Genomic DNA, 21,193 nt, shown 5'->3' with positions numbered 1-21,193 from the left:
TCGGCTTGCGGCAGACTACTCGATGGTAATTGAAAGTGGGAAAACCCTTTCACCGTCGCGCGGCGTGACGGCCACACCGTCCGCTACTGGGGCAGGGGCAGAGATGCGCATCGTCGCCAGGCAGAAGAGCAGGTTGGCCACGAGCAGTGGGAGCCAGCGGCACCGCACGCGCAGGGCGTTCTGCTTGCGTGCGGACGCGGAGCACGCGCCCGGGCCGTTGCCAGGCGGCAGATAGCCCAGCTGCTCGACTTGGCCGAGAGCTCTGACGACCGCGCGCAGCCCGTCCAGTTCGCGGCGGCAGGCCGGACAACGTCTCAAATGCGCTTCGAACGCGCGAGCAGCCTCGGCGTCCAGCACGCCGAGGCTGTATGCGGCCAATCCACGGTGGCCAGGCCTCCGAATCCTCATCGTGAACCCAGCTCCCCCAGTGCCCGGCGCAGCGTCCGCATCGCGTTGTACAACCGCGACTTGACGGTGCCCTCCGGCAGTCCCAGGATAATCGCCGCCTCGCGGACCGTGCGGCCGGCGAAATAGGTCTCGAATACGACTGATTGGTGTTTGTGATCGAGATGGCGTAACGCGTCCGCGACGACCATCGCGGCCAAAGTGCGATCCGTTTCGTCTGATGTCTCGGCGGTGTCCGGTGATTCGAGTTCTACTTCACGCGGTCGGGCCGAGCGGTTTCGCCAGCCGTCGATGACTATTCTGCGCGCAACGGTCAGTAACCAGCCTCGTAACATTCCGGGTTCGCGGTTCAGATCGTCGGAATGCTGCCATGCGCGGATAAAGGTTTCCTGCACCACGTCCTCTGTCCACTGCCGGTCATTATTTGTCAGCCGGAGGACTTGTGCGAACAGTCGGTCGCGAAAATCCTTGTACAGCAAGGACATGAGCTCTTCCTTGGGATCGTCGGGGTTGCGCTGGGGGTGCTCCCGACTGAACCGCCACCCTCTGCCACTCACTGCTTCCATAAGGCCGCGACCTCCCGCGAGGTGAGGGAATGGGTGCGGCGAGCGTAGCGCAGAAGATCGGCGCGGGCTATATGTGGCCGCCGTCCACAAAATTTAACTCGCGAGTACTATTCGATGTGATGCAGATCACATTTGTTACGGCCGTTAAGTCCTGAACCGGCTAGTCCGGGGGCGCGTACCTCCTTTTACGAGTCATTATGCGAAGGGACATCGGCAATGCTGTTCCGATCCGTGGCAAAGGGCGTGGTCATGGTCATGGGCATTGCGTTGACGCTGGCATGCGCCGCGTTAGCGGAATTCAGTCAGGCGGATGCGATGGAACTACGGTCGGCGGACCGGGATCTGCTGATCGCCGTTCATCGCGCAGGCCTGTGGGAAGGCCAGGCGAGCGTGCTGGCGCAGCAGCACGGGAACACCGCCCGGGTGTGCGAAGTCGGTGCGGAGATCGTGCGCGACTACGACCGTCTCGATCCGGTGACGCGCTCGCTGGCGGGGCGGCTCGGGGTGGCGCTGCCCGACACCGCGACCCGGGAACAGCAGGCGTGGACGGATGAGATCCGGTCGAGCGAGCCGGGACAGCCGTTCGATCGCGTTTACGTCAACCGGCTGCGTGCGGCACACGGCACCCTTTTCGAGCTCGCGTCGCAGGTACGGGCCGCGACCCTCGACGACGCGGTGCGCGCGTTCGCGCAGACCGTGGTCGAAACCATGCTGCGCCAGCTGAACCTGCTGGAAAGCACCGGCGTCGCCGAACCGGGTTCGCTCGTGCTGACCGCCGCACGGGGCGGCAACACGCTCGGCGGCGCGGACTTCGTGCTGGCCGCGGTGATGGTGGTCATCGCGGGCGCGGCGACGTTCCGCCTGATCCGCCTGCTCGGTTCCCCGAGCGGGAAGTGACGCCGATGCCGCCGTACCTGCTCGCCGCCGTGCCCTCCGCGCACGACAGCGGAGTCCGTGACATCGCCACGCTTTCGGGCCGGGTGGCCTACGTGACCATGTGCCTCACCCTGGTCTGGGGAGTGTTGACCGCGACCGGCTGGATCCGCCGGGTCACCGGGCACCACGCCCTGCGCAGCGGGCACCTGATGCTCGCGGCCTTCACCCTCGCGAGCGGAATGCTGCACGCGCTGACTTTCCTTTTCCTCGACGACGACACGCTGACCGTGCTGAAACTGCTCATCCCCTTCGCGGACGGCGGATACGCGCGGCACGCCTGCGCCATCATCGGCTTCGAACTGTGCGTCGCCATCTCGGTCGCCGCGGGTGTCCGGCGGGGACTCGCGTACCGGGGCTGGAGGCATCTGCATCAAAGCGGTTACGCGGCCGTCGGCCTGCTGATGATCCATTCGTGGTTCGGCGCGATCGCCAACGGCCATCTGTCGGTGGTGTGGCTTGGCGGGATCACCGTTTCGGTCCCCGTGGTCATGGTGACCGTCCTGCGCTTCCTCCCGGCGCCGAAATTGGTCGGTCTCGGTCTGCTCCAAGCGGATCCGGTCACCCTCGCCGTGCCGGCGGGCAGCGGAATCGTCCTGGTCAGCGTCGACGGTCATCGGTGCCACCGATACGGCATGTGCCAGGCCGAGGCGCCGGAGGTCTTCCAGCTGCAGGACGACCGGCGGCTGCTGTACCTGCGGCAGCCCGAATCCGCCCAGACCCCGCAGGTGCGGGCCGCGGCCAGAGCTTGCCCGATGCGTGCCATCCAACTCGAGGGAGCCACACCGTGACCGACCACACCGAGCAGATAGTCATCGTGGGTGCGGGCCCGGCCGGGCTTCGCGCCGCCGAACGCCTGCGGGAGCTGGGTTTCGGCGGCAGGCTGATGATCATCGGCTCTGAGCCCGACATGCCCTACCACCGGCCCGCGCTGTCCAGGCAGCTCATCGCCGGAACCGCGACCCCACCCGACGTCCGCCTGGCCGCGCCCGGGGATGTCGACGCCGTATGGCGGTTCAACACCACCGCCGTCCATCTGCAGCCCAGGCGCCGCGTGGTGCACCTGCCAGGCGCCGAAGAAGTGCGCTACGACGGGCTCGTCATCGCCACCGGCGTCGAACCGCGCCGGCTGCCGAGCGCGCCGTACGACCATCCGTGCGTATTCGTCGTCCGGACACTGGCCGACGCGATGGCGCTGCGGCACGGACTGGCCGCCAGCGAGGGCCCGGTCGCGGTGATCGGCGGCGGTTTCCTCGGCTGCGAGATCGCGTCCACCGTGCGAGAGCTCGGCAGGGAGGCGGTCATCGTCGGGCAGGCGCCGACGCTGCTCGGGGACGCACTCGGCCCCGAGGTCGGCAGACGGCTCACCTCGCTGCACTCCGATCACGGGGTCCGGCTCGCGCTGGGCACCTCGATCCGCCGCTGGCTGCCCGACCGGCGCAGCCTCGGTATCCAGCTCGTCGACGGAAACCTGCTCGACGTGTCCTGTGCCGTCATCGCCGTCGGGACCGTCCCGTCGGTGTCCTGGCTGCGTGGTGCCGGGCTGCCCATCGCGGACGGCCTGACCTGCGGCCCCACTTGCCACGTCGTCGGCACCGACAGCGTTGTCGCCGCCGGCGACGTGGCACAGTGGCCCAACCTGCGGTTCGGAAACACGCCGCAGCGGGTCGAGCATTGGCTCAACGCGGTCGAAATGGGCTGCGCCGCGGCCGAGAGCCTGATGGCCGGGCCCCGCGCGGCACGGCCGTTCGCCCCGGTCCCGCGCTTCTCCTCCGAGCAGCACGGTGTGCGGATCCAGGTCGCGGGCATGCCGGCGCTCGGCACCGACACCGTCGAACTGAGCCCGCCGGAATCCGGCGACCGCTCCGTGACCGGGTTCGTGCGCGACGGCCGCCTCGTCGGCGTCGTCTGCATGAACAGCCCCGCCGCGATGCTCAGCTGGACGGCCGAAATCGCCGAGCAGAACCCCGTTTCCCGCATCGAAAGGGAGAACAGTCGTGCGCCAGGCCAAACCCGTCATCGCCCTGCTGGCGGCGGTGCTCACCGCCGGCGTACTGATGCGGTGGCGGGGGGATGACCCGGTCGCGCCGATCGTGGTCGGTGGCAGGGCGGTCCAGGCGCCGGTGACCGAGCAGCTTTCCCCGACCGCGCAGGTGCCGCCGCCGACCGGCAAACCGATGCCTGCCGCGCCCGCGCGGATCGCCGCGGTGCGGCTGCCGACATTGGGCGACGCCGTCGTGGACGGGGACGGCGCCGTGCTCTACCGGTACGACAGGGACAGCGCGAACCCGTCGATGTCGGCGTGCGTCGACGCGTGCACCAGGACCTGGCCACCGGTGTTGACGGCCGGCACGCCCGTCGCGGTCGGCATCGATCAGAAATTGGTGGGCACCATCCCGAGGGCCGATGGCACCTGGCAGGTGACACTCGGCGGCTGGCCGCTCTATCGCAACGCGACCTCGTCGCCGGGGAAATGGAACGGGCAGGGCGTCAGCCTCGCGTGGTTCGCGGTCGGCCCTGACGGGAGTGAGAACCTGAACGGGCTGCCCGCGTCGCCGACCGGGTGACCCGAGGACGGGCCGTACGGTCCATGCGGGAGCGCGACCTGTCCAACCGGTAACATTTCCAGGCGGACGAGTTGGCAGTGCGGTCGCGTGACGGGAAACCGTCTCGAGGAAAGTCCGGACTCCGCAGGGCAGGGTGGTTGCTAACGGCAACCCGGGGTGACCCGCGGGACAGTGCCACAGAAAACAAACCGCCCCCGTCTCCGGACGGGGGTAAGGGTGAAACGGTGGTGTAAGAGACCACCAGCGCCCCGGGTGACCGGGGCGGCTAGGTAAACCCCACCCGGAGCAAGGCCAAGAGGGAGCGCGAGCTCCTGCGCAGGCGTTCGAGGACGGCCCGTCCGAGTCTGCGGGTAGGCCGCTAGAGCCTGCCGGCGACGGCAGGCCGAGATGGATGACCGCTCATCACGGTTCGCCGTGAGGACAGGATCCGGCTTACATGCCAACTCGTCCTTTTTCCCGGCCGAATGGGCCAACCGGCCTGCCTACCGCGCGGTAGGGTCGGTCGTATGGGCGACGTCGCTTTCCGGCTGCACCGAGTGCTCGATCCACTGCACGCGATGATCTATTTCGCGCCGGAGACCGAGGACAAACTGACCGGAGCGGGCCTGCGGCCTGGCCGGATGTGCTACTTCGCGGGCCGATCGGCCGCTTTCGGCGCCATCGGGGCAGGCGGCGTCGCGGCCACCTTCTACAACTTCAATCCCGAACTCGTCGCGCGCCACATCCCGCGCGCGTGGACGCTCGCGACGCCAGCCGAGGTGCTCGCCGCCCGGCTGGATGCCGCCGACGTCGTACTGCGCCGTCTGCTCGGCGACGACGTCGTGGCCTCCGCCGAAGTGGCCGAAGCCGCCGAACTCGCCCGCGAAGCCGCCGAGGGCTGCACGCCGGAAGGCCGTCCGCTGTACGCGGCGCACGCTGATCTCCCGTATCCCGCCGAGCCGCACCTCGTGCTGTGGCACGCGATCACCTTGCTGCGTGAATTCCGCGGCGACGGGCACATCGCCGCACTGGTCGAGCACGGTCTCAGCGGGCTCGGCGCGCTGGTCACGCACACCGCGACCGGCAAGGGCTTCCAGGCCGTACCCGCCCGGCTGACCCGCGGCTGGTCCGACGAGCAGTGGGACGCCGAGGTGGCCGGGCTCGGCGAGCGCGGGCTCATGGACGCCGAAGGCGCGCTCACCGACAAGGGACTCGAACTTCGCGCGGGTATCGAGCGCGTCACCAACCAGGCCGCGATCGCCCCGTGGACGCACCTGGGCGCGGACAAGACCGAACGTCTCCATGAACTCGGCCGTGAGCTCAGCCGGACCGCCGTCTCGGCAGGCGCGTTCCCGTCCGGGGTGTTCGCCGCGGGCGCCGGACGCGGCTAACCGCCGCGAGGTCAGTTTCTGAAACGCTGAACGCTTCAGAAACGCCGCGCGCAACCCGCCGTCAGTGTTGATAGGTCGCTCACACGGTCAGGGGCCCGTCCCGGTCGCCGGTACATCCGAACGCCCCGAAAACCCGCCGTTCGGGTCACCGAGCGTCTCGAATGAGCTGTCATTGTCACGGACCGTTGATCACCTGCGGGGCGAGTGGTCCTGGGTGTGCTAACACAGCGGACTCGCCGATTGCGGCCGAACAGGGCATGTCACACTGTTCGCGGCTTCATCTCGCCAGAAAACCCTCTACCCACAGTGACCAAAACGCTCCCTTGTGGGTGAGTTCCTCCACGCACTGCGAAATCCGGGCGACGGGGGTTAATCCTGAGGGCCCTTGCCGTGATGATGGAGTGCGGACATCCCGGTCGAGCCGAGAGCCGGGCCTAGATCGACATATCTACAGAGAGCGCTTTGACCACTACGCCTCGTGACGCCATGATGTGTCCGAAGCACCATGAAGAACCAAGCGGGGCCCACCGGCAGATCGCGACCAAGCGACCAAGCTCCGCGCACCGGGAGTAAGCGATGACCACCTTGACCACCTTCGAGACGCTGGCCGCCGGCGAGCTGGGGACCGGCAACGTCCGCAGCTGGCTGATCGACAACATCATTCCCCTGGTGCTACTCGCCGTCGCGCTCCTCCTGCTCTGGCTGGGCGGCGGCAAGGGCGACAACGCGGGTGTCATGCGCCGCCTCGCCGGTGTGGTGATCGCGCTCGCGATCATCGGTCTCGCCGTCAGCGGTGCCGGGGTCAACGTGGGCCAGTGGATCGCTGGCCTCTTCACAGGCTGAGGCGCCCGCAGTGCGCATCCGGACCGATGACGAGGTCTATCGGGTCGACGCCGTCTGGCTGGGCCCGCCCAAGGCGACCTTCCCCTGGCGCGCCCGCTACGTGGCGTGGCTCATCGGCATACCCATCTTCCTGGTCGTGCTCACCGTGCAGCGGTGGGCGGGCATCAGCTTCGGGTTCTTCTCGACAGCATGGGCCTTCGTCATCACAATCGTGATCACGAGGTTCATCACCGCCAAGATCAGCCACGAGCGCCCGCTCGGCGCCGTGGCCGCCATGTGGGCCCGTGAGCTCGGCGCCCCGCGTGAACGCACCACGGGGACCGGCGGCGCGGTCAGCGCCAGCCGGGTCCGGGTCCGGGCCGAGCGCCCGCTGCCCAAGCACAAGCGCCGGAAACGGCGCGCACGGCAGCAACACAGTTATAAAGGGAAGGGTTCCGCGGGGGATGGTCTCCTCAAGGGACCCACGCACCACGGAGCGCAGGGCACACCACGAGCGCGCCGGAGCCGCAGCAACGCTCCGGCCGGGAGGTAGTCGTTGTTCGGTCGCGGCGGAAGCCGAGGTAAACGGGAACAAGACCTGCACAACGGGTGGCAGACCCCGCAGCAGGTCCGTTCCGCGCAGGCCAAGCAGGCCGGCGGCAAGGGCAGGCGACTGCCCGGTGAACAGGCGATACCTACCTACACGCCGTCGATCGCCGCGCGCAGCATCGACGGGCATCTGTTGCGCACCGGCTATGAGGTGTACGCGTGGTACCGGCTCGCGCCGCAGCGCTGGTCGTTCCGCTCGGACTCGCAGCGCCGTGACCTGATCGCCGCGATCGCGGGCCAGTACGCCGAGCTGCAGGGCCGCTGGCTGCACCTGCGCGTGACGAACCGGCCCTATCCGATCCGCATGTGGGCCGAAGCGCACGTCCACAACGCCGTCAACCGGCCGCAGGACATCCCGGGCGCGCTGAGCTTCGACGATTACCTGATCGGCGAGCAGCAGCAGCTCATGGGCCGCTCGATGGCCGAGAAAGAGGTCTATCTCGGCGTCCAGGTCCAAACGCGCCGGATGGTGGACCGAGCGGTCGAGCGCGCCGCGCCGGTGCTGCGCAAGATCCTGCCCGAAGCCGTCGACGCCGAGCTCACCGCGCTGGACTCCGAGGTCGAGCACCTCGACCAGGTGATCGGCTCGGCAGGGCTCGAGGGCAGGCCCGCGCACGCCGAAGAGATGTCCTGGCTGATGCACCGTTCGTGCTCGCTCGGCCTGCCCGCACCCCGGAACATGCCCGCTGTGCCCGGCGCGGCCTGGGAGCCGGAGGATCTCGCCAGCTTCACCGACGCGGCCGACTTCCACGCCGACCCGTACGCGCCCACGGTGACCGTTCGCGGACGGACGGGGTCCAACGCCGGTGTTTCGCGGCACCTCGCGGTGCTCACGGTCGGGCAGATGCACGGATTGCAGATCCCCGAGGTCGACGACCCGTGGATCCAGCACGCCGACCGGCTGCCGGCTTCGGTCGAGGTTTCGGCGCGCATCTACGTCCGGCGGCCCGAAGAGGTCGCCGGTGAGCTGCAGCGCCAGATGAACAAGGTGCGATCGCAGGTCAAGCACTACACCGACGAACACGAGCTCGAGCCGCCGCAATCGCTTGCGCGCCAGGCGGGGCGGGTGCTCGAGATCGACGACGAGATGACGTCGGGCTTCACCGCGCTCGCGACGCGCGTGCGGTCCTGGTGGCGGCTCGCGGTGTCCGGCCCGACCGAGCGCGACGCGCTCAAGCTGGCTCAGCAGCTGCTGGACCTGTACAAGCCGAAGATCGCGATCGAGCACCCCGAAGCGCAGTACGCGATGGCCCGCGAGTTCATCCCCGGCGAGCCGCTCGCGTCGGCCGCGTACATGCGGCGCGGGAGTGTCGTGTGGGCGTCGTCCGCGGTGCCCACGGCGACCGCCGAGGTCGGCGACCGCCGGGGCATCCTGCTCGGGGAGACCTGCACCGCGACCCGGCGTCCGGTGGCGTGGGACCCGTGGATGGCGCAGGAGATCCGTGACGGCTCCGGCCTGACGGCGATGGTCGCCGGGCTCGGTGGCGGTAAGTCGTTCCTCGGCGGTGGCATCGTCTACAAGACGCTGCGCGCCGGCGCGCACTGGACGATCCTCGACCCGTCCGGCCCGTTGTCGCGGCTGTGCGACCTGCCGGAGATCCGCCCGTACGCGCGGCCGATCAACCTGCTCAACGCCCAGCCCGGCATCCTCAATCCGTATCGCGTGGTCGCCGAGCCGCTGCTCGAGCACTTCATGGACGAGGACGACCCGGAACGGTCCTGGCGCCGCGAGAAGGCGCTCGCGGGCGCCACGCGCAGGCGTCTCGTACTTGACGTACTGACCGGAGTCCTGCCGTACGAGGTCTCGCGGATGGCCCAGACTCGGATCGTGCTCCTGCGTGCGGTCCGTGCGGTCGGCGGGCGCTTCGACGCCGACCCGGGGCAGGTCATCGACGCGCTGCGGCGCGATTCCAGTGAGCACCACGAGCACGCGGTCGTCGTCGCGGACTTCTTGGACGAGATGCGCGAGCGGATGGCACTGCTCATCCCGGAGACCGACGCGGACCCGTACGCGGAGACGCGGGATGACCGGATGACCGTGCTCACCATGGCCGGTCTGACGCTGCCCAAGGACGGCGTGCCGCGCGAGTACTGGACGGACGCGGAGTCGCTCGGCGTCGAGATGCTGAACCTCGCGGCCTGGCTGACCCAGCGTTCGGTTTACGAAAAGCCGAAGGAACTGCGCAAGGGCGTCTGGATCGACGAGGCGTTCTTCCTCTCGGAGGTCCCGACCGGGCGCGTGCTGATGAACCGCTTCGCGCGTGACTCGCGTAAGTGGAACGTCCGCGTGCTGCTGTCCTCACAGATCCCGGCTGACTTCCTCAAGATCCAAGGTTTCGTCACGCTGCTCGACTCGGTCTTCGTCGGCCGTCTCGACGACGACGATGCCCAGGCTGACGCGCTGCGCCTGCTCAAGGTCCCCGTCGGGGTCGGCTACGAGCAGGTCATCGCCGCACTCGGCCGACGGCCAGGCGGTCAGCGCGGACTCGAGCGTGACACCGAACCCCGCCAGTTCGTCTTCGGCGACGGCGCGGGCGGTGTCGAGCGGATCCGTGTCGACTTCTCCGGTCCCCATCTGGAACACCTGCGCGGCGTCATGGACACGACCCCAGGGTCGTCGAACGTGGAGTTCAAGCCGCAGCCGGGCACGGCACTCGTTCCCACGGACGAGACCAAGCCGTACGTTCCTGTTCCCCCCGAAGACGACGAGCTCGAGCCCGATCTCGAGCTGGCCGCCGAGTTGGAGGTCGGGTTGACCGAGGAGCAGTTGCTGGGCGGCATGACGAATGCCGTCGACAAACCGGCAGGGGAGAACGGCGGCGGGCAGCACGCTCGCGCCGGCAAGGGTGGAACCGGCAGGGACGCGGCATGACGCTGCTGACCCTGGCGGCCGTGCTCGCGTGCGCGGCCGGCTGGCACAAGCTGCGCAAGCGGCTGAAGCACGGGCCGACCGGGCGCACCCGGCCGACCAAGCTGGCGACCGTGCTCATGGTCGCAGGCATCCTCGGGTTGCAGCTGACCATGACCGCCCCGCCCGCGATGGCGGCGCAGTGCGGTGAGGCGCCGAACCCGGAGCGCCCCGGCTCCGGCATGGTCGGCGCGCTCGACCCTGCCAAGGGCCACGGTCTCAAGGACAGCATCTATATCGATTACAGCTACGCGGGCATGGTCTGGAACACGTTCCAGACCAACTGCGGGCCGCTCGCCGGGCTGAACTCGCCCGACTCGACGATCGACACCTGGGCGGGCAACCAGCTTTTCAACATCGGCAAGAACCTGGTGGGCGCGACGAACTCGCTGCACTACACGGTGCTGAACGGTGGTCTGCTGAACCCGATCTACAGCGCCGTCAAAGCGGGCGCTGAAAAGGTCTACAACAACATCTACGCCCAGCTCTTCGGGCTGGTCGCGCTGCTGCTGTCGATCATGATGTTCCGCAACATCTGGCGGGGCGACCTGGCGGCGGTCAGCAAACGCGCGCTCTACGCGCTGGCCGCGGTCTGGCTCGCCGCGTCGTCACTGGCGCTGCTGCGCTACATCGACCCGATCGACCACGCGATCGTGCAAACCACGACGAACATCCATGCCGGATTCATCGACGAGTCGGCGGACCAGCTCGACGTCGAAGTGCTGCCAACGGAACTGCACACTCAAGTCGTCTACAACAACTGGCTGCGCGGCGAGTTCGGTGCCGCGGACGCGCCGCAGGCCGAGCAATACGGCAAGGCGCTCGTGGACGCGCAGGCGTTCACCCGAAACCAGCTCGAAGCCGGTGACGACGCCAACCAGCAGGTGATCGACGCCAAGAAGGCCTCGTACAAGGACATCTCCACCAAGCTCGGCCCGTCGACCGGGTACTTCACGGGTGAGGACGGCAGCCGTACCGGCGCCGGCTTCCTCGCGCTCGGCCAGGGCCTCGTGTACTCGCTGTTCCAGCTGCTGGCGAAAGCGTCCGTGCTGCTGGCACAGGTGCTCATCCGGCTGTTCACGCTGACCGCGCCGCTGATCGGCCTGGTGGCGTTGCTGCACCCGGAGATCCTGCGCCGCGTGCTCAAGGTCGCCGGCGCTGTCGCGTTCAACTTGGTCGTGCTTTCGGTACTTGCCGGTGTGCACGCGCTCCTGCTGAAAGCGATCTTCGAGGCGGGTAACTCGCTGTCGATGCTGACGCAGATGGTGCTGGCCGGAATGGTCACAGTGCTGCTGTTCATGGTCGGCCGCCCAGTGCGCCGGTTGTGGCAAATGGTCGACATGTCGGCGCGAATGGTCGGCAACGCGGTCCCGTCACCCAGCGGCGGAATCTTCTCGCGCTTCCGCAAGAACCAGGGGCCGACGCCGCAGGACGAGTTCTGGAAGAACATCCGTGACACCGACGACGTGGTCGACGGCGACGCGCGCGGTCCGATCGGCGCGATCTCCGGTGGCGGACGCTTCCGGCCCGAAGCGACGATCTTCGCCAGCTCGCAGCGGCTCGACTCGCCGGGTGCGCGGCCCGCCGCGGCCTGGTCCGGCGCGTCATGGCCGGGTGCGATCGATGGCGGCGGGGGACGTCCGGCGCTGCCCGCAGGCGGCGGTGGCGCCGGGGTGTTCGCCAACTACGGGCCTGGCGGGAACGAGCCGGGCGACTTCATTTATCCGCCGAACGGGCGCAAGCCGGTCCGCGCGAGCCGTCGCGTCGACACATCGCCGGTGTTCGATCGCCGGTGGAGCGACGAACCCGAGCCGGTGGTGGTGCCGTCGAGGCTGTCCGCTGGTGGCGGGCAGGCCGAGTTCACCTCGCCCGAGTACAACTCGCCGGTGCGGACGTCGCCGATCCCGCAGCCGAGGCGGGTGGACCCCGAGGTCGTCGCCGGGAAACCGGTGTTCGTGCTGTACCGGCCGTCTCGCGGGATCGAGGTGCGCGAGGACATTCGCGACACCGATCACCTGATGGGCAGGTAGCCGATGCCCATTCGCACCAACCGCGGCCGCGCCGCGGTCTACCGGAGACTGTGGGGCTTCCCGCTGCGCTCGCCGAAGCACCTGGTCGGCACGCTCATCGTGGTCGCCGCGCTGCTGACGACGCTCGGCATCGTGTTGCCGAAGGTCATCGACAAGCCCACCCCGACGCTCACCGCGATTCAGCCGTCGACGACGCGGACCACCTCCTCCCATCCCGGAAGCGGGCCCGGCGCTCCGCCGCCCGCCGGCGCCACGACTACCACCCCGCCGCCGCAGACCCGGCTTTCGGGTTCGCAGACCACGCCGACGCCGTCCGCGCCGAACGCGGACGCGATCCGCGTCGCGAAGGAGTGGGCCAACGCGTGGGTGCGGCATCCGGCCGGCATCACCCAGGAGCAATGGCTCGAGGGGATGCGGGCTTACACGACCGAGGAGTTCTTCGCCGCGAAGCTGACGACCGTGCCGGTCGAGAGCGTCGGGGGGAACCAGGTCACCGGTGAGCCCCAGGTCGTCAACTCGTTCACCAGCTCACTGCTGGTCACGGTCCCCACCGACGGTCCGAAACTCAGTATCACCCTGGTCGTGACCAACGCGGGGTGGCGGGTTTCGGAATACGACAAGGCGAGCTGATCGCCATGCGCGTCGGAGTGGTGGCGACGGTACTGGCGGGCATCGGCCTGGCGGCGGTGCTGACCATCGGCACGGTCGTGAAGGTCGTCACCGACCAGCAGCAGGCCGCGCAGGCGCAAAGCGTCATGAACGTCAGCTGCGACGCTTCGCTCGGCCCGACCCAGCCAGGAACCGGCGACCAGGGTTCGGTCGACGCGGCCAAGCTCGACGACGAGCAGCGGAGCATCGTCACCGCGATCATCAGCATCGGCAAGCAGCGCGAACTCGCGCCCCGCGCGTGGCAGGTGGCGATCCAGGCGGGCATGACCGAGTCCGGACTGCACAACCTCACCTATGGCGACCGCGACTCACTGGGCATCTTCCAGATGCGCCCGTCGATGGGCTGGGGCAGTATCGCGCAGGTCACGAATGTCGAATACGAGGTCAACAAGTTCTACGACGTGCTGCTCGCCGTCCCGGACTGGCAGAACAAGCGACCAGGCGACGCCGCGCAGGCCGTCGAGCGGTCGGGCTTCCCCGATCGGTATCACAAGTGGGAGCCCATGGCCGCCGCGCTGGTGGAGGGCCTCGGCGCGGTCGTCAACGTGAGTGGCTGTGGCCAGGGCATGGGCGCGTTGCTGCCTGCCAGCGAAGCCGCCGGGCAGGCCATCAAGTTCGCGCTCGGTGAGCAGGGCAAGCCGTACGTGTGGGGTGCGACGGGACCCAATTCCTACGACTGCTCTGGCCTGATGCTGCGGGCGTACGAGTCGGCCGGGATCATCCTGCCGCGAGTCTCCAAGGACCAGTACCACGCGGGCGGGATGGTCCCCGTACGCGATGCGCAGCCCGGTGACCTGCTGTTCTTGGCCAACGATCCGTCGAACCCGGCGACCATCCACCACGTGATGATGTACCTCGGCGACAACAAGATCGTCGAAGCGCAGCAGACCGGCGTGCCGGTACACACCCGGGCGTTTTCCTTCGACGAGAAGGAACTCGTCGGGCAGGCAGTCCGGCCCGGCGTCTAGCATCGGAAACGTGGCCAAGCGATTCGGGAAGCGCAAGTCGTCTTCGGGCAAGCCCGAGGACGACCCGAGGGACCTGTTCGGGTCCTCCGGCCTGCCCCGGCACGCAGGCAGGCCCGCGTCCAGCACCCCGCTCGCCGACCAGCTGAGCCACGGGTATCCCGGCGTCGACGCCGGATACGTGGTGATCCCGCGATCCATCGCCGAAGGCATGTCGCTGCCGTGGCAGCAGCAGATGGCCGCGTTGCTCGCGCAGTTCCACCAGGAGCACGCGCGACTGAACTGGCCGATCTACAAGGTAGTGCCGTCGCGATACGAAAACCTCGTCGACCTGGACGAGGAGCAGCTCGCCGAGGCCGGGTACATCGTCGAGATCGACACCGACGGCGAGATGGTCTATCGCGAGCGCAGCGGCCGCAAGGTCGAGGACCCCCAGTCGACGACGGTGCTCGTGTCCTGCCTCGACCCGATCCCGAAGCCGTCCCAGCCGCGGCAGGCGCCGCCGGTCCAGCAGCCGCGGCAACAGCAGCCGGTGCGGCCGCCGTCGACGGGGGAGCCGCCGCGCGCGCCCGCACCGATGAACATCGGCCCGGCGCCGGTGTGGCGGACTGTCACACCCCAGCCCGCGCAGACGCCGGTTCCGCCGTTGCCGCCGCAAGCGGTCGCGAATCCGGCTCCGCAGCCTCCGCCCGTTTCCTCGGCGTCGGCCGCAGCGCAGACAGGTCCGTCCGCGCAACCGGCGGGCGCGCATGCCGCGCCCGCGACGCCCTCGGTCACCCCGACGCCGAACACGCCGCCGGGTGGCACGCCGGCGGCGAATTCGGTCCCAGCGGCGTCACATGCGGTCACTCAGCCACCGGTCACGCCGCCGCGTGGCACGCCGTCGGCGGGTTCGTCCCCGGCCGCGTCGCAGCCGGTCGCTCAGCCGCCCATTTCGCAGCCATCTGTGACGCCGTCCGCACCGCCGTTGCCGCAGCCGTCGTCGTCCGCGGCGCGTTCGCAACCCGCGTTGCCGTTGCCTCAGCCGACGCAACCTCAGCCGCCCCAACCTGTGCTGCCACAGCACGCACCGCCAGTCCAGCAGCAGCCGCAGGTCACGCCGCCAACACCGCAGGTCGCGCCACCGATGCAAGCGCCACCGATGCAAGCGGCGCCCAGCCAAGCCTCGCCCAGTCAGGCCCCGCCGGTGATGCCGCCGCCTCCTCGGCCGGTGCCGCCCGAGCACGATTCACCGCCGACGCCGCCGTCGGGCATCCGGTCGGATCGCGGCTGGTTCGACGAGATGGCCGAGCCGGACGCGCCAGTCGAGGGCGGCGAGTTCGGTCCGACGGGCGATCCGACGGAGATCCCGTACCGCTACCGTAAATAGCCATGGACGTCACCTGGCACGCCGGCTGGCCGTCGCCCAAGCACGACACGGCACCGGAAATCCAGGTGCACGCCTATGACGAGCGCACCTTCATCCTGCGGCAGAACAAGTCGGTGCACTACGAGGGCCCGTTCCTGTTCCTGCTGCTCGGCGAAGACCACGCACTGCTGCTGGATACCGGCGCGACCCCGCAGCCCGAGTATTTCCCGTTGCGCCGGATCGTCGACGAGTTGATCGTGGCCAGCCATCCCGAGCCGGGTTATGGACTTGTCGTGGCGCACACGCACGGACATGGCGACCACGTCGCCGGTGACGGCCAGTTCGATGGCCGCGCCGACACCGTGATCGTCGGGCCAGGGCTGGACGAGGTCGTCGCGTTCTACGGTTTCGAGGAGTGGCCGTCCGGGCTGGCGGAGCTTGACCTGGGCGGACGGGTCATCGATGTCATCCCAGGTCCTGGTCATGAAGCCGCGGCTACGGTGTTCTACGACCGCGACACCGGTTTGCTCTTTACAGGCGATTCGCTCTACCCGGGCCGGTTGTACGTCCGCGACTGGCCCGCGTTCGTCGCGACCGTCGACCGGCTGGCCGAGTTCTGCGCGACACGGCGGGTGACGCACGTGCTGGGTTGTCACATCGAGATGACCAGCGAACCGGGCAAGGACTATCCGATGGGCACGACCTATCAGCCGGACGAGCCGCCGTTGGAACTCACCGTCGATCACGTCTACCAGTTGCAGCGCGCGCTGGCGAAGATCGATGGCGCGCAAGGCTTTCATCGGTTCGACGACTTCATCGTCCAGGTCTTCTAGGACCGTTCAGCGTGACAGCGGGTCCATTCGGTGTCACGCTCTTTTCATGGCTATCGACAACGACCCGAACCCGGACGAGGGCTGGTACTTCAACACCCGCACCAACCAGGTCGAACACCATGACCGTGGGCGGGGCATCGACCTGCTCGGGCCCTACCCGGACGAGGCCACCGCACGCCAGGCGCTGAAGATCGCCCACGAGCGCACCCGCCAAGCCGACGCCGAAGACGCCGCCTGGAACGACTAGAAGCCGTGGCGGGCCGGATGGTCGGATCGGCCATCCGGCGTGACCTTTTCGCCTGTCTAGCCCCGGAAGCACGCTGGGACTACCTCCGGAAAGTCACTGACGGACCAAAGCCGGGCCCAGCACGAAATCGGGATCGACCTGGGCCGCCAGGTCCGAGCCCGCCCGGTCACTGCCCCACGCGGCGGCGTTGCGCAGGTGGAATTCAACGCCCTGCTGCTGGTAACGGGCCCAGTCCCGGTCTACCGAATCCACAGTGGACAGCATGGACGCCAGCGTGGCCAGGTTGTGCGCCTCGAGTTCGCCGATCGGCCGGGCGCGGCCACGCTCGGCGGCGCGGACGTGGCCAGAAGCCTGCATCCAGCCGAGCAGATCCGGGCCGACTTCGGTGCTCAGGAATTCCACGTCTTCGGCGTCGGTGACCTTGTTGCCGACGACCACGAGCCGCACCCCGAAGTCGCGCGCGTAGTCCGCGTATTGCCGATAGACGCCGAGGCTGCGCAGCGTCGGCTCGCAGACCAGGAACGTCACGTCGAACCGGGTGAACAGCCCGGAAGCGAACGCGTCCGCGCCCGCGGTCATGTCCATCACCACGTACTCGCCGGTGCCGTCGATCATGTGGTTGAGCAGCAGCTCGGCCGCGCCGACCTTCGAGTGGTAGCAGGCGACGCCGAGGTCGGACTCTTCGAACTGGCCCGTCACCGCGAGCCGGATGCCGCCGACCGAGCGGAAGCAGGCCTCGGCGATCGGGTTGTCGTCGAACGGCCGGACCAGCCGCGAACCGCGCCCCGGCGGGGTGGTCTTGATCATCGACGCCGTGTCGGCGATGCGCGGGTTGTCGCCGCGCAGGTACTCCTTGATCAGGCTCATGTGCTCGCCGAGTGTCGGCAGCGCGCGGGCCTCGTCCTGGCCGGCGCCGAGCGCGACGGCCAGATGCTGGTTGATGTCCGCGTCGATCGCGAGCACGGGGCGAGCCGCGTCGGCGAGATAGCCGGTGAACAGCGACGCCAGCGTGGTCTTGCCGCTGCCGCCCTTGCCGACGAACGCGATCTTCACAGCGAGCACCTTTCCGAAGATGATTCCGGTTTTCATTATTGGCCCTCGCAACGTACACCCGACTGGCCCGCACCCGAACGGGCGATCAACCCTCCGGTCTCGGGTTAGGGTTGTTGAGTGGCCCCCCTGGTGATCCGCACCCATACGGCCGGGGGTGACTTCGGTCGCCTGCGCGCCGAGTTCGTGCTGCCTGAGTCGTTCAGTCCCGACGTCCTCGCCGAGGCCGAAGCCGCGGTCGGCGATCCGATCGAGCCCGCGGAACGGGAAGACGCCACCGGTCTGCCCTTCGTCACCATCGACCCGCCCGGGGCGAAGGATCTCGACCAGGCGATTTTCCTCGAACGGACCGGGACCGGATTCCGCGTGCACTACGCGATCGCGGACCTGGCGACCTTCGTCAGACCTGACGGCCCGATCGACCGCGAAGCCCGCCGCCGGGGCCAGACGCTCTATCTGCCCGACGGCAACGTCCCGCTGCACCCGCCGGTGCTGTCCGAAGGCGCCGCGAGCCTGCTGCCTGGGGAAACCAGGCCGGCCGTGCTGTGGACCATCGACACGGACGCCAGCGGCCTGCCGGTCGGCACCCATGTGCGCCGCGCGCTGGTCCGGTCAACCGCGCAGTTCGACTACGAGACCGTGCAGGCAGAGATCAACGCGGGCAAGCCGCACCCGTCGATCGCCGCGTTGCCGGACCTGGGCAGACTCCGCCGCGAGCTCGCCGTGCAGCGTGGCGCTGTCGAGCTGCAACTGCCCGAGCAGGAGATCAGCGGCGACGCCGACGGCGGCTGGGCGCTCGCGCGCCGTCCACGCAACGATATCGACGCGTGGAACGCCGAGATTTCGCTGCTCACCGGCATGGCCGCGGCGCAGATCATGATCGAAGCCCGAGTTGGTGTGCTCCGCACGTTGCCGGATCCCGAAGAGGAAGCCGTCGCGTGGCTCAGGCGATCGGCGCACGCGCTGGGGATCGATTGGCCGGAGCAGACCAGCGTGTCCGTCTTCCTGTCGAAACTCGATCCCGGCGACCCACGGTCGATGGCGCTCTACGCCGACACCACACGCCTGCTGCGCGGCGCCGGCTACACCGCGTTCGACGGCTCACTGCCGGAATTGACCACGCACGCCGGCATCGGCGGACCGTACGCGCATGTGACCGCACCGATTCGGCGGCTGGTCGACCGGTTCGCCACCGAAATCTGCTTGGCCGTCCAAGCGGACCGCCCGGTGCCGGATTGGGTGCGCGAGGCGTTGTCCGAGGTGCCGGAGCAGATGACGGCGTCGGACACCCTGGCCGCTCGCGTCGAGCGGGCGTGCATCGACCAGGTCGAGGCGTGGGTGCTCGCCGAACACATCGGTGGCGAGTTCCAGGCGGTCGTGCTGCGCGCCGAGGAGAACAAGGCCGAGATCCTCGTCGAGGACCCGACCGTGATGGCGAAGTGCGCGGGCGTGCGGCTGACCGTCGGTGAGCGGATCGCGGTGCGCCTGACCTCGGTGGACGCCGAAAAGCGCAAGGTCGAATTCGAGGCCGCATGATCGACGATCTCGGCGAGCCTGTGCCGTTGGACGGTCCCGCGGCGCGGGTCGTCTCGCTGGTGCCGTCGCTGACCGAGGCCGTCGAGGTGAGCGCGCCGGGCAGGCTCGTCGGCGCGACCGACTACTGCACCCACCCGTCCACTTTGGACGTTCCGAGGGTCGGTGGTTCGAAGTACCCGAAGATCGACGACGTGCTCGCGCTGGCGCCGGACCTGGTGCTGGCGAACTCCGAGGAGAACCGGCCCGAAGACGTGGAACGGCTGCGCGCCAACGGCTTCCCGGTGTGGGTGATGGAGGCAGCCGCTACGGTTCCCGCCGCGCTCGGTTCGTTGCGCCGGATCCTGACCCAGGCTTTCGAGCTGGACGAACCGGGGTGGCTGGTCACGGCCGAAGAGCTGTGGCGCGAGACTCGGCCGATCCGCGCGCACGCGGTGATCCCGGTCTGGCGCAAACCGTGGATCGTGCTGGGCCGTGACACGTTCGGCGGCGATGTCCTGCGCAGGCTCGGCATCGGCAACGTCTACGAGGGGCACGCCGAGCGTTATCCGCGGCCGCCGCTCGACGAGCTCAACGAACAAGGCGCCGACCTCGTTGTCCTGCCCGACGAGCCGTACGTCTTCACCCACACGGATGGTCCTGAGGCGTTCCCCGGGCTGCGGCCCGTGCTGGTGTCCGGCCGGTATCTGACCTGGTACGGGCCATCACTCGTCGAAGCGCACGAGGAGCTTTCGCGCGCCTTCGGGTGACCTGGGGCACACGCTTGAACCGTCTTCGCGAGTGTCCCGTGTGGACGGCATGCAGAGCAACTTGAGCCTCACTATCCGCCTCAACGCCCAAAAGGCCACGGCGTGGACCTTGGCGCGGTGCGGTGACCCCCTGGTGCAGGTCCTGCTGCGGGAGCACTCCGATGACCCGTACGCGGCCTACGAGCGCATGCGGGCGAAGGGGCAGGTCTGTCACAGCCCGGTCGGTGTCCACGCGGTCCTTTCGCACGAGCTGAGCGCCAAGTTGCTGAAGGATCCCCGTTTCGGTGTCCGCAAGGCCGATGGTGAGCTGACCGGCAAACGCGACGTGAGCAGGCTCGCCTTGCACAACCTCGGGGATTCGCTGCTGCTCAAGGACGCGCCGGACCACAACCGGCTGCGCCAGCTCATCGCGCCGTATTTCCGCCCGAAGCTGATGAAGGCCTACACCGAGCGCGTCGAGCAGATCGCGAACCGGCTGCTCGACGAAGCCGGCGACGACTTCGACCTGCTGGCCGACTTCGCGCAGCCGCTGCCGCTGCGCGTGATCGCCGACCTGCTCGGCATCGACGACGACGCGCATGACGAATTGGCGCGCCTCCAAGAACACGGCAATGTCATCGCGCTGGCGTGCGACGGAGTCCGCTCGATCGCCCAGTTGCGCGACTACGAAGCCGCTCGTGCCGAGCTGCACGCCCTGCTCCGCGAGCTGCTGGACCGTCGTCGCGAAGACCCGCGCGACGACATGATGACCGCACTGGTCCGTGCGCAGGACGCCGGTGAGATCACGGCCGGTGAAGCGGTCGTCAACGGCGAGACGCTGTTCCTCGCCGGGTTCGAGACCACCGCGAACCTGATCGGCAACGCGGTTGTCACCTTGTTGAACAACCGCGACCAATGGGAGCTGCTGCTCGACGACCGCGACCTGGTGCCGAACGCGGTCGACGAGGTGCTCCGCTTCGAGCCGTCGACCCATCTTTCGCTGCGGGTGGCCCACGAGGACGTCGAAATCGGCGGCAAGCTGATCAAAAAGGATAGTGAGGTGGTCATTGTGCGCGCGGCGGCCAACCGCGACCCCGAGGTCTTCGAAAACCCGCACCAGTTCGACATCACCCGTGAGCGAAAGGGCCATTTGACGTTCGCGGGCGGCGCGCATTACTGCCTCGGCGCGATGCTGGCGAAGATGGAAGCCGAGGCCGCGCTCCGCGTGTTGCTGGAGCGCGCGCCTCGGCTGAGCCTGACCGGCGCCGTCCGCTGGCAGCGCCGGAGCAATCTCCGCGCGCTGGAGGCATTGCCGGTCAGCACAGGGCTAGGGCCTGTATCGAAGTCGGTTAGAGCCATTCGTTGATTGCGGCGATGTGCACGGTGGCCTCGTAGCGGACGGCGAGCTTGTCGTAGCGGGTAGCCACCCCACGGTGGCGTTTGAGCCGGTTGATGCCGCACTCCACCGCATGGCGCTGTTTGTAGATCTCGGGGTCGAAGGCCGGTGGCCGACCGCCCTTCGACCCCCTGGCCTTGCGATGCGCATCCTGATCGGCCTTACTCGGGATGGTCGCTTTGATACCGCGCCCGCGCAGGTGAGCCCGGTTGGC

General features: G+C 68.7%; 20 protein-coding genes, 1 other RNA gene and 1 pseudogene. 18 read left to right on the top strand and 4 right to left on the bottom strand.

Annotated features, from left to right (window positions below):
- Window positions 1-15 precede the first annotated feature (15 nt).
- Window positions 16-408 (bottom strand): zf-HC2 domain-containing protein, encoded by a 393-nt coding sequence (locus ACFV15_RS20320; RefSeq protein WP_378352037.1) that lies wholly within the window; start codon window positions 406-408, stop codon window positions 16-18.
- A complete protein-coding gene (locus ACFV15_RS20315) occupies window positions 405-971 on the bottom strand; it encodes a sigma-70 family RNA polymerase sigma factor (protein ID WP_378352036.1) in 567 nt (188 codons plus the stop codon). Before ACFV15_RS20315 ends, ACFV15_RS20320 begins: the two co-directional genes overlap by 4 nt.
- Before the next feature lie 315 nt (window positions 972-1,286).
- On the opposite strand from ACFV15_RS20315, the gene ACFV15_RS20310 reads away from it, so the two are divergent.
- The 15 genes from ACFV15_RS20310 to ACFV15_RS20240 all read left to right on the top strand — a co-directional run bounded on the left by ACFV15_RS20310 (window position 1,287) and on the right by ACFV15_RS20240 (window position 16,272).
- Window positions 1,287-1,868 carry a DUF4142 domain-containing protein gene (locus tag ACFV15_RS20310; RefSeq protein WP_378352035.1) on the top strand — a complete coding sequence of 194 codons (582 nt, stop codon included), beginning with the start codon at window positions 1,287-1,289 and terminating at the stop codon, window positions 1,866-1,868.
- A gap of 5 nt (window positions 1,869-1,873) precedes the next feature.
- Window positions 1,874-2,695 (top strand): ferredoxin, encoded by an 822-nt coding sequence (locus tag ACFV15_RS20305; protein WP_378352034.1) that lies wholly within the window; start codon window positions 1,874-1,876, stop codon window positions 2,693-2,695.
- Window positions 2,692-3,981: an NAD(P)/FAD-dependent oxidoreductase gene (locus tag ACFV15_RS20300; protein WP_378352033.1), complete on the top strand. Its 1,290-nt coding sequence runs from the start codon at window positions 2,692-2,694 to the stop codon at window positions 3,979-3,981. Before ACFV15_RS20305 ends, ACFV15_RS20300 begins: the two co-directional genes overlap by 4 nt.
- Window positions 3,902-4,471, top strand: a complete 570-nt coding sequence (locus tag ACFV15_RS20295; protein WP_378352032.1) for a hypothetical protein — start codon at window positions 3,902-3,904, stop codon at window positions 4,469-4,471. Before ACFV15_RS20300 ends, ACFV15_RS20295 begins: the two co-directional genes overlap by 80 nt.
- 67 nt (window positions 4,472-4,538) lie before the next feature.
- Window positions 4,539-4,922, top strand: an RNA gene (rnpB, locus tag ACFV15_RS20290) — RNase P RNA component class A.
- Window positions 4,923-4,977: 55 nt separating this feature from the next.
- Window positions 4,978-5,841: a hypothetical protein gene (locus tag ACFV15_RS20285; protein WP_378352031.1), complete on the top strand. Its 864-nt coding sequence runs from the start codon at window positions 4,978-4,980 to the stop codon at window positions 5,839-5,841.
- A gap of 576 nt (window positions 5,842-6,417) precedes the next feature.
- Complete coding sequence (locus ACFV15_RS20280) at window positions 6,418-6,684, top strand: hypothetical protein (RefSeq protein WP_091299241.1); 267 nt, start codon at window positions 6,418-6,420, stop codon at window positions 6,682-6,684.
- A gap of 10 nt (window positions 6,685-6,694) precedes the next feature.
- Window positions 6,695-7,216 carry a hypothetical protein gene (locus ACFV15_RS20275; protein ID WP_378352030.1) on the top strand — a complete coding sequence of 174 codons (522 nt, stop codon included), beginning with the start codon at window positions 6,695-6,697 and terminating at the stop codon, window positions 7,214-7,216.
- A gap of 3 nt (window positions 7,217-7,219) precedes the next feature.
- Window positions 7,220-10,144, top strand: coding sequence for an ATP-binding protein (locus ACFV15_RS20270; RefSeq protein ID WP_378352029.1), 2,925 nt, complete (start codon window positions 7,220-7,222; stop codon window positions 10,142-10,144).
- Complete coding sequence (locus ACFV15_RS20265; protein ID WP_378352028.1) at window positions 10,141-12,210, top strand: magnesium transporter; 2,070 nt, start codon at window positions 10,141-10,143, stop codon at window positions 12,208-12,210. The genes ACFV15_RS20270 and ACFV15_RS20265 overlap by 4 nt, the downstream gene beginning before the upstream one ends.
- Before the next feature lie 3 nt (window positions 12,211-12,213).
- Complete coding sequence (locus ACFV15_RS20260) at window positions 12,214-12,840, top strand: hypothetical protein (RefSeq protein WP_378352027.1); 627 nt, start codon at window positions 12,214-12,216, stop codon at window positions 12,838-12,840.
- A gap of 5 nt (window positions 12,841-12,845) precedes the next feature.
- Window positions 12,846-13,847: a C40 family peptidase gene (locus ACFV15_RS20255; RefSeq protein WP_378352026.1), complete on the top strand. Its 1,002-nt coding sequence runs from the start codon at window positions 12,846-12,848 to the stop codon at window positions 13,845-13,847.
- A 10-nt stretch (window positions 13,848-13,857) separates the two neighbouring features.
- A complete protein-coding gene (locus ACFV15_RS20250; RefSeq protein ID WP_378352025.1) occupies window positions 13,858-15,213 on the top strand; it encodes a hypothetical protein in 1,356 nt (451 codons plus the stop codon).
- Window positions 15,214-15,215: 2 nt separating this feature from the next.
- Window positions 15,216-16,025 carry an MBL fold metallo-hydrolase gene (locus ACFV15_RS20245; protein ID WP_378352024.1) on the top strand — a complete coding sequence of 270 codons (810 nt, stop codon included), beginning with the start codon at window positions 15,216-15,218 and terminating at the stop codon, window positions 16,023-16,025.
- 52 nt (window positions 16,026-16,077) lie between these two features.
- On the top strand, window positions 16,078-16,272 hold the full coding sequence (locus ACFV15_RS20240) for a hypothetical protein (protein ID WP_378352086.1): 195 nt from the start codon (window positions 16,078-16,080) through the stop codon (window positions 16,270-16,272).
- Window positions 16,273-16,365: 93 nt separating this feature from the next.
- Here the strand turns inward: ACFV15_RS20240 and ACFV15_RS20235 are convergent, their stop codons facing one another.
- Window positions 16,366-17,325, bottom strand: a complete 960-nt coding sequence (locus ACFV15_RS20235; RefSeq protein WP_378352023.1) for an ATP-binding protein — start codon at window positions 17,323-17,325, stop codon at window positions 16,366-16,368.
- A 129-nt stretch (window positions 17,326-17,454) separates the two neighbouring features.
- Between ACFV15_RS20235 and ACFV15_RS20230 the strand changes: the two genes are divergently transcribed.
- From ACFV15_RS20230 to ACFV15_RS20220, 3 genes are all read left to right on the top strand, one after another.
- On the top strand, window positions 17,455-18,858 hold the full coding sequence (locus ACFV15_RS20230) for an RNB domain-containing ribonuclease (RefSeq protein WP_378352085.1): 1,404 nt from the start codon (window positions 17,455-17,457) through the stop codon (window positions 18,856-18,858).
- Window positions 18,855-19,604, top strand: coding sequence for a helical backbone metal receptor (locus tag ACFV15_RS20225; RefSeq protein WP_378352022.1), 750 nt, complete (start codon window positions 18,855-18,857; stop codon window positions 19,602-19,604). The genes ACFV15_RS20230 and ACFV15_RS20225 overlap by 4 nt, the downstream gene beginning before the upstream one ends.
- 61 nt (window positions 19,605-19,665) lie before the next feature.
- A complete protein-coding gene (locus ACFV15_RS20220) occupies window positions 19,666-20,949 on the top strand; it encodes a cytochrome P450 (protein WP_378352021.1) in 1,284 nt (427 codons plus the stop codon).
- On the opposite strand, the pseudogene ACFV15_RS20215 reads toward ACFV15_RS20220, so the two are convergent.
- Window positions 20,933-21,193 (bottom strand): annotated as a pseudogene (locus ACFV15_RS20215) (IS5/IS1182 family transposase); the annotation flags it as partial. The gene ACFV15_RS20220 and the pseudogene ACFV15_RS20215 sit on opposite strands and share 17 nt — an antisense overlap.

This window comes from Amycolatopsis sp. NPDC059657 (assembly GCF_042734395.1).
Taxonomy (GTDB): Bacteria; Actinomycetota; Actinomycetes; order Mycobacteriales; family Pseudonocardiaceae; genus Amycolatopsis.
Note: the sequence above shows the minus strand (reverse complement) of the source record. Positions and strands in the feature narration are given on the sequence as shown.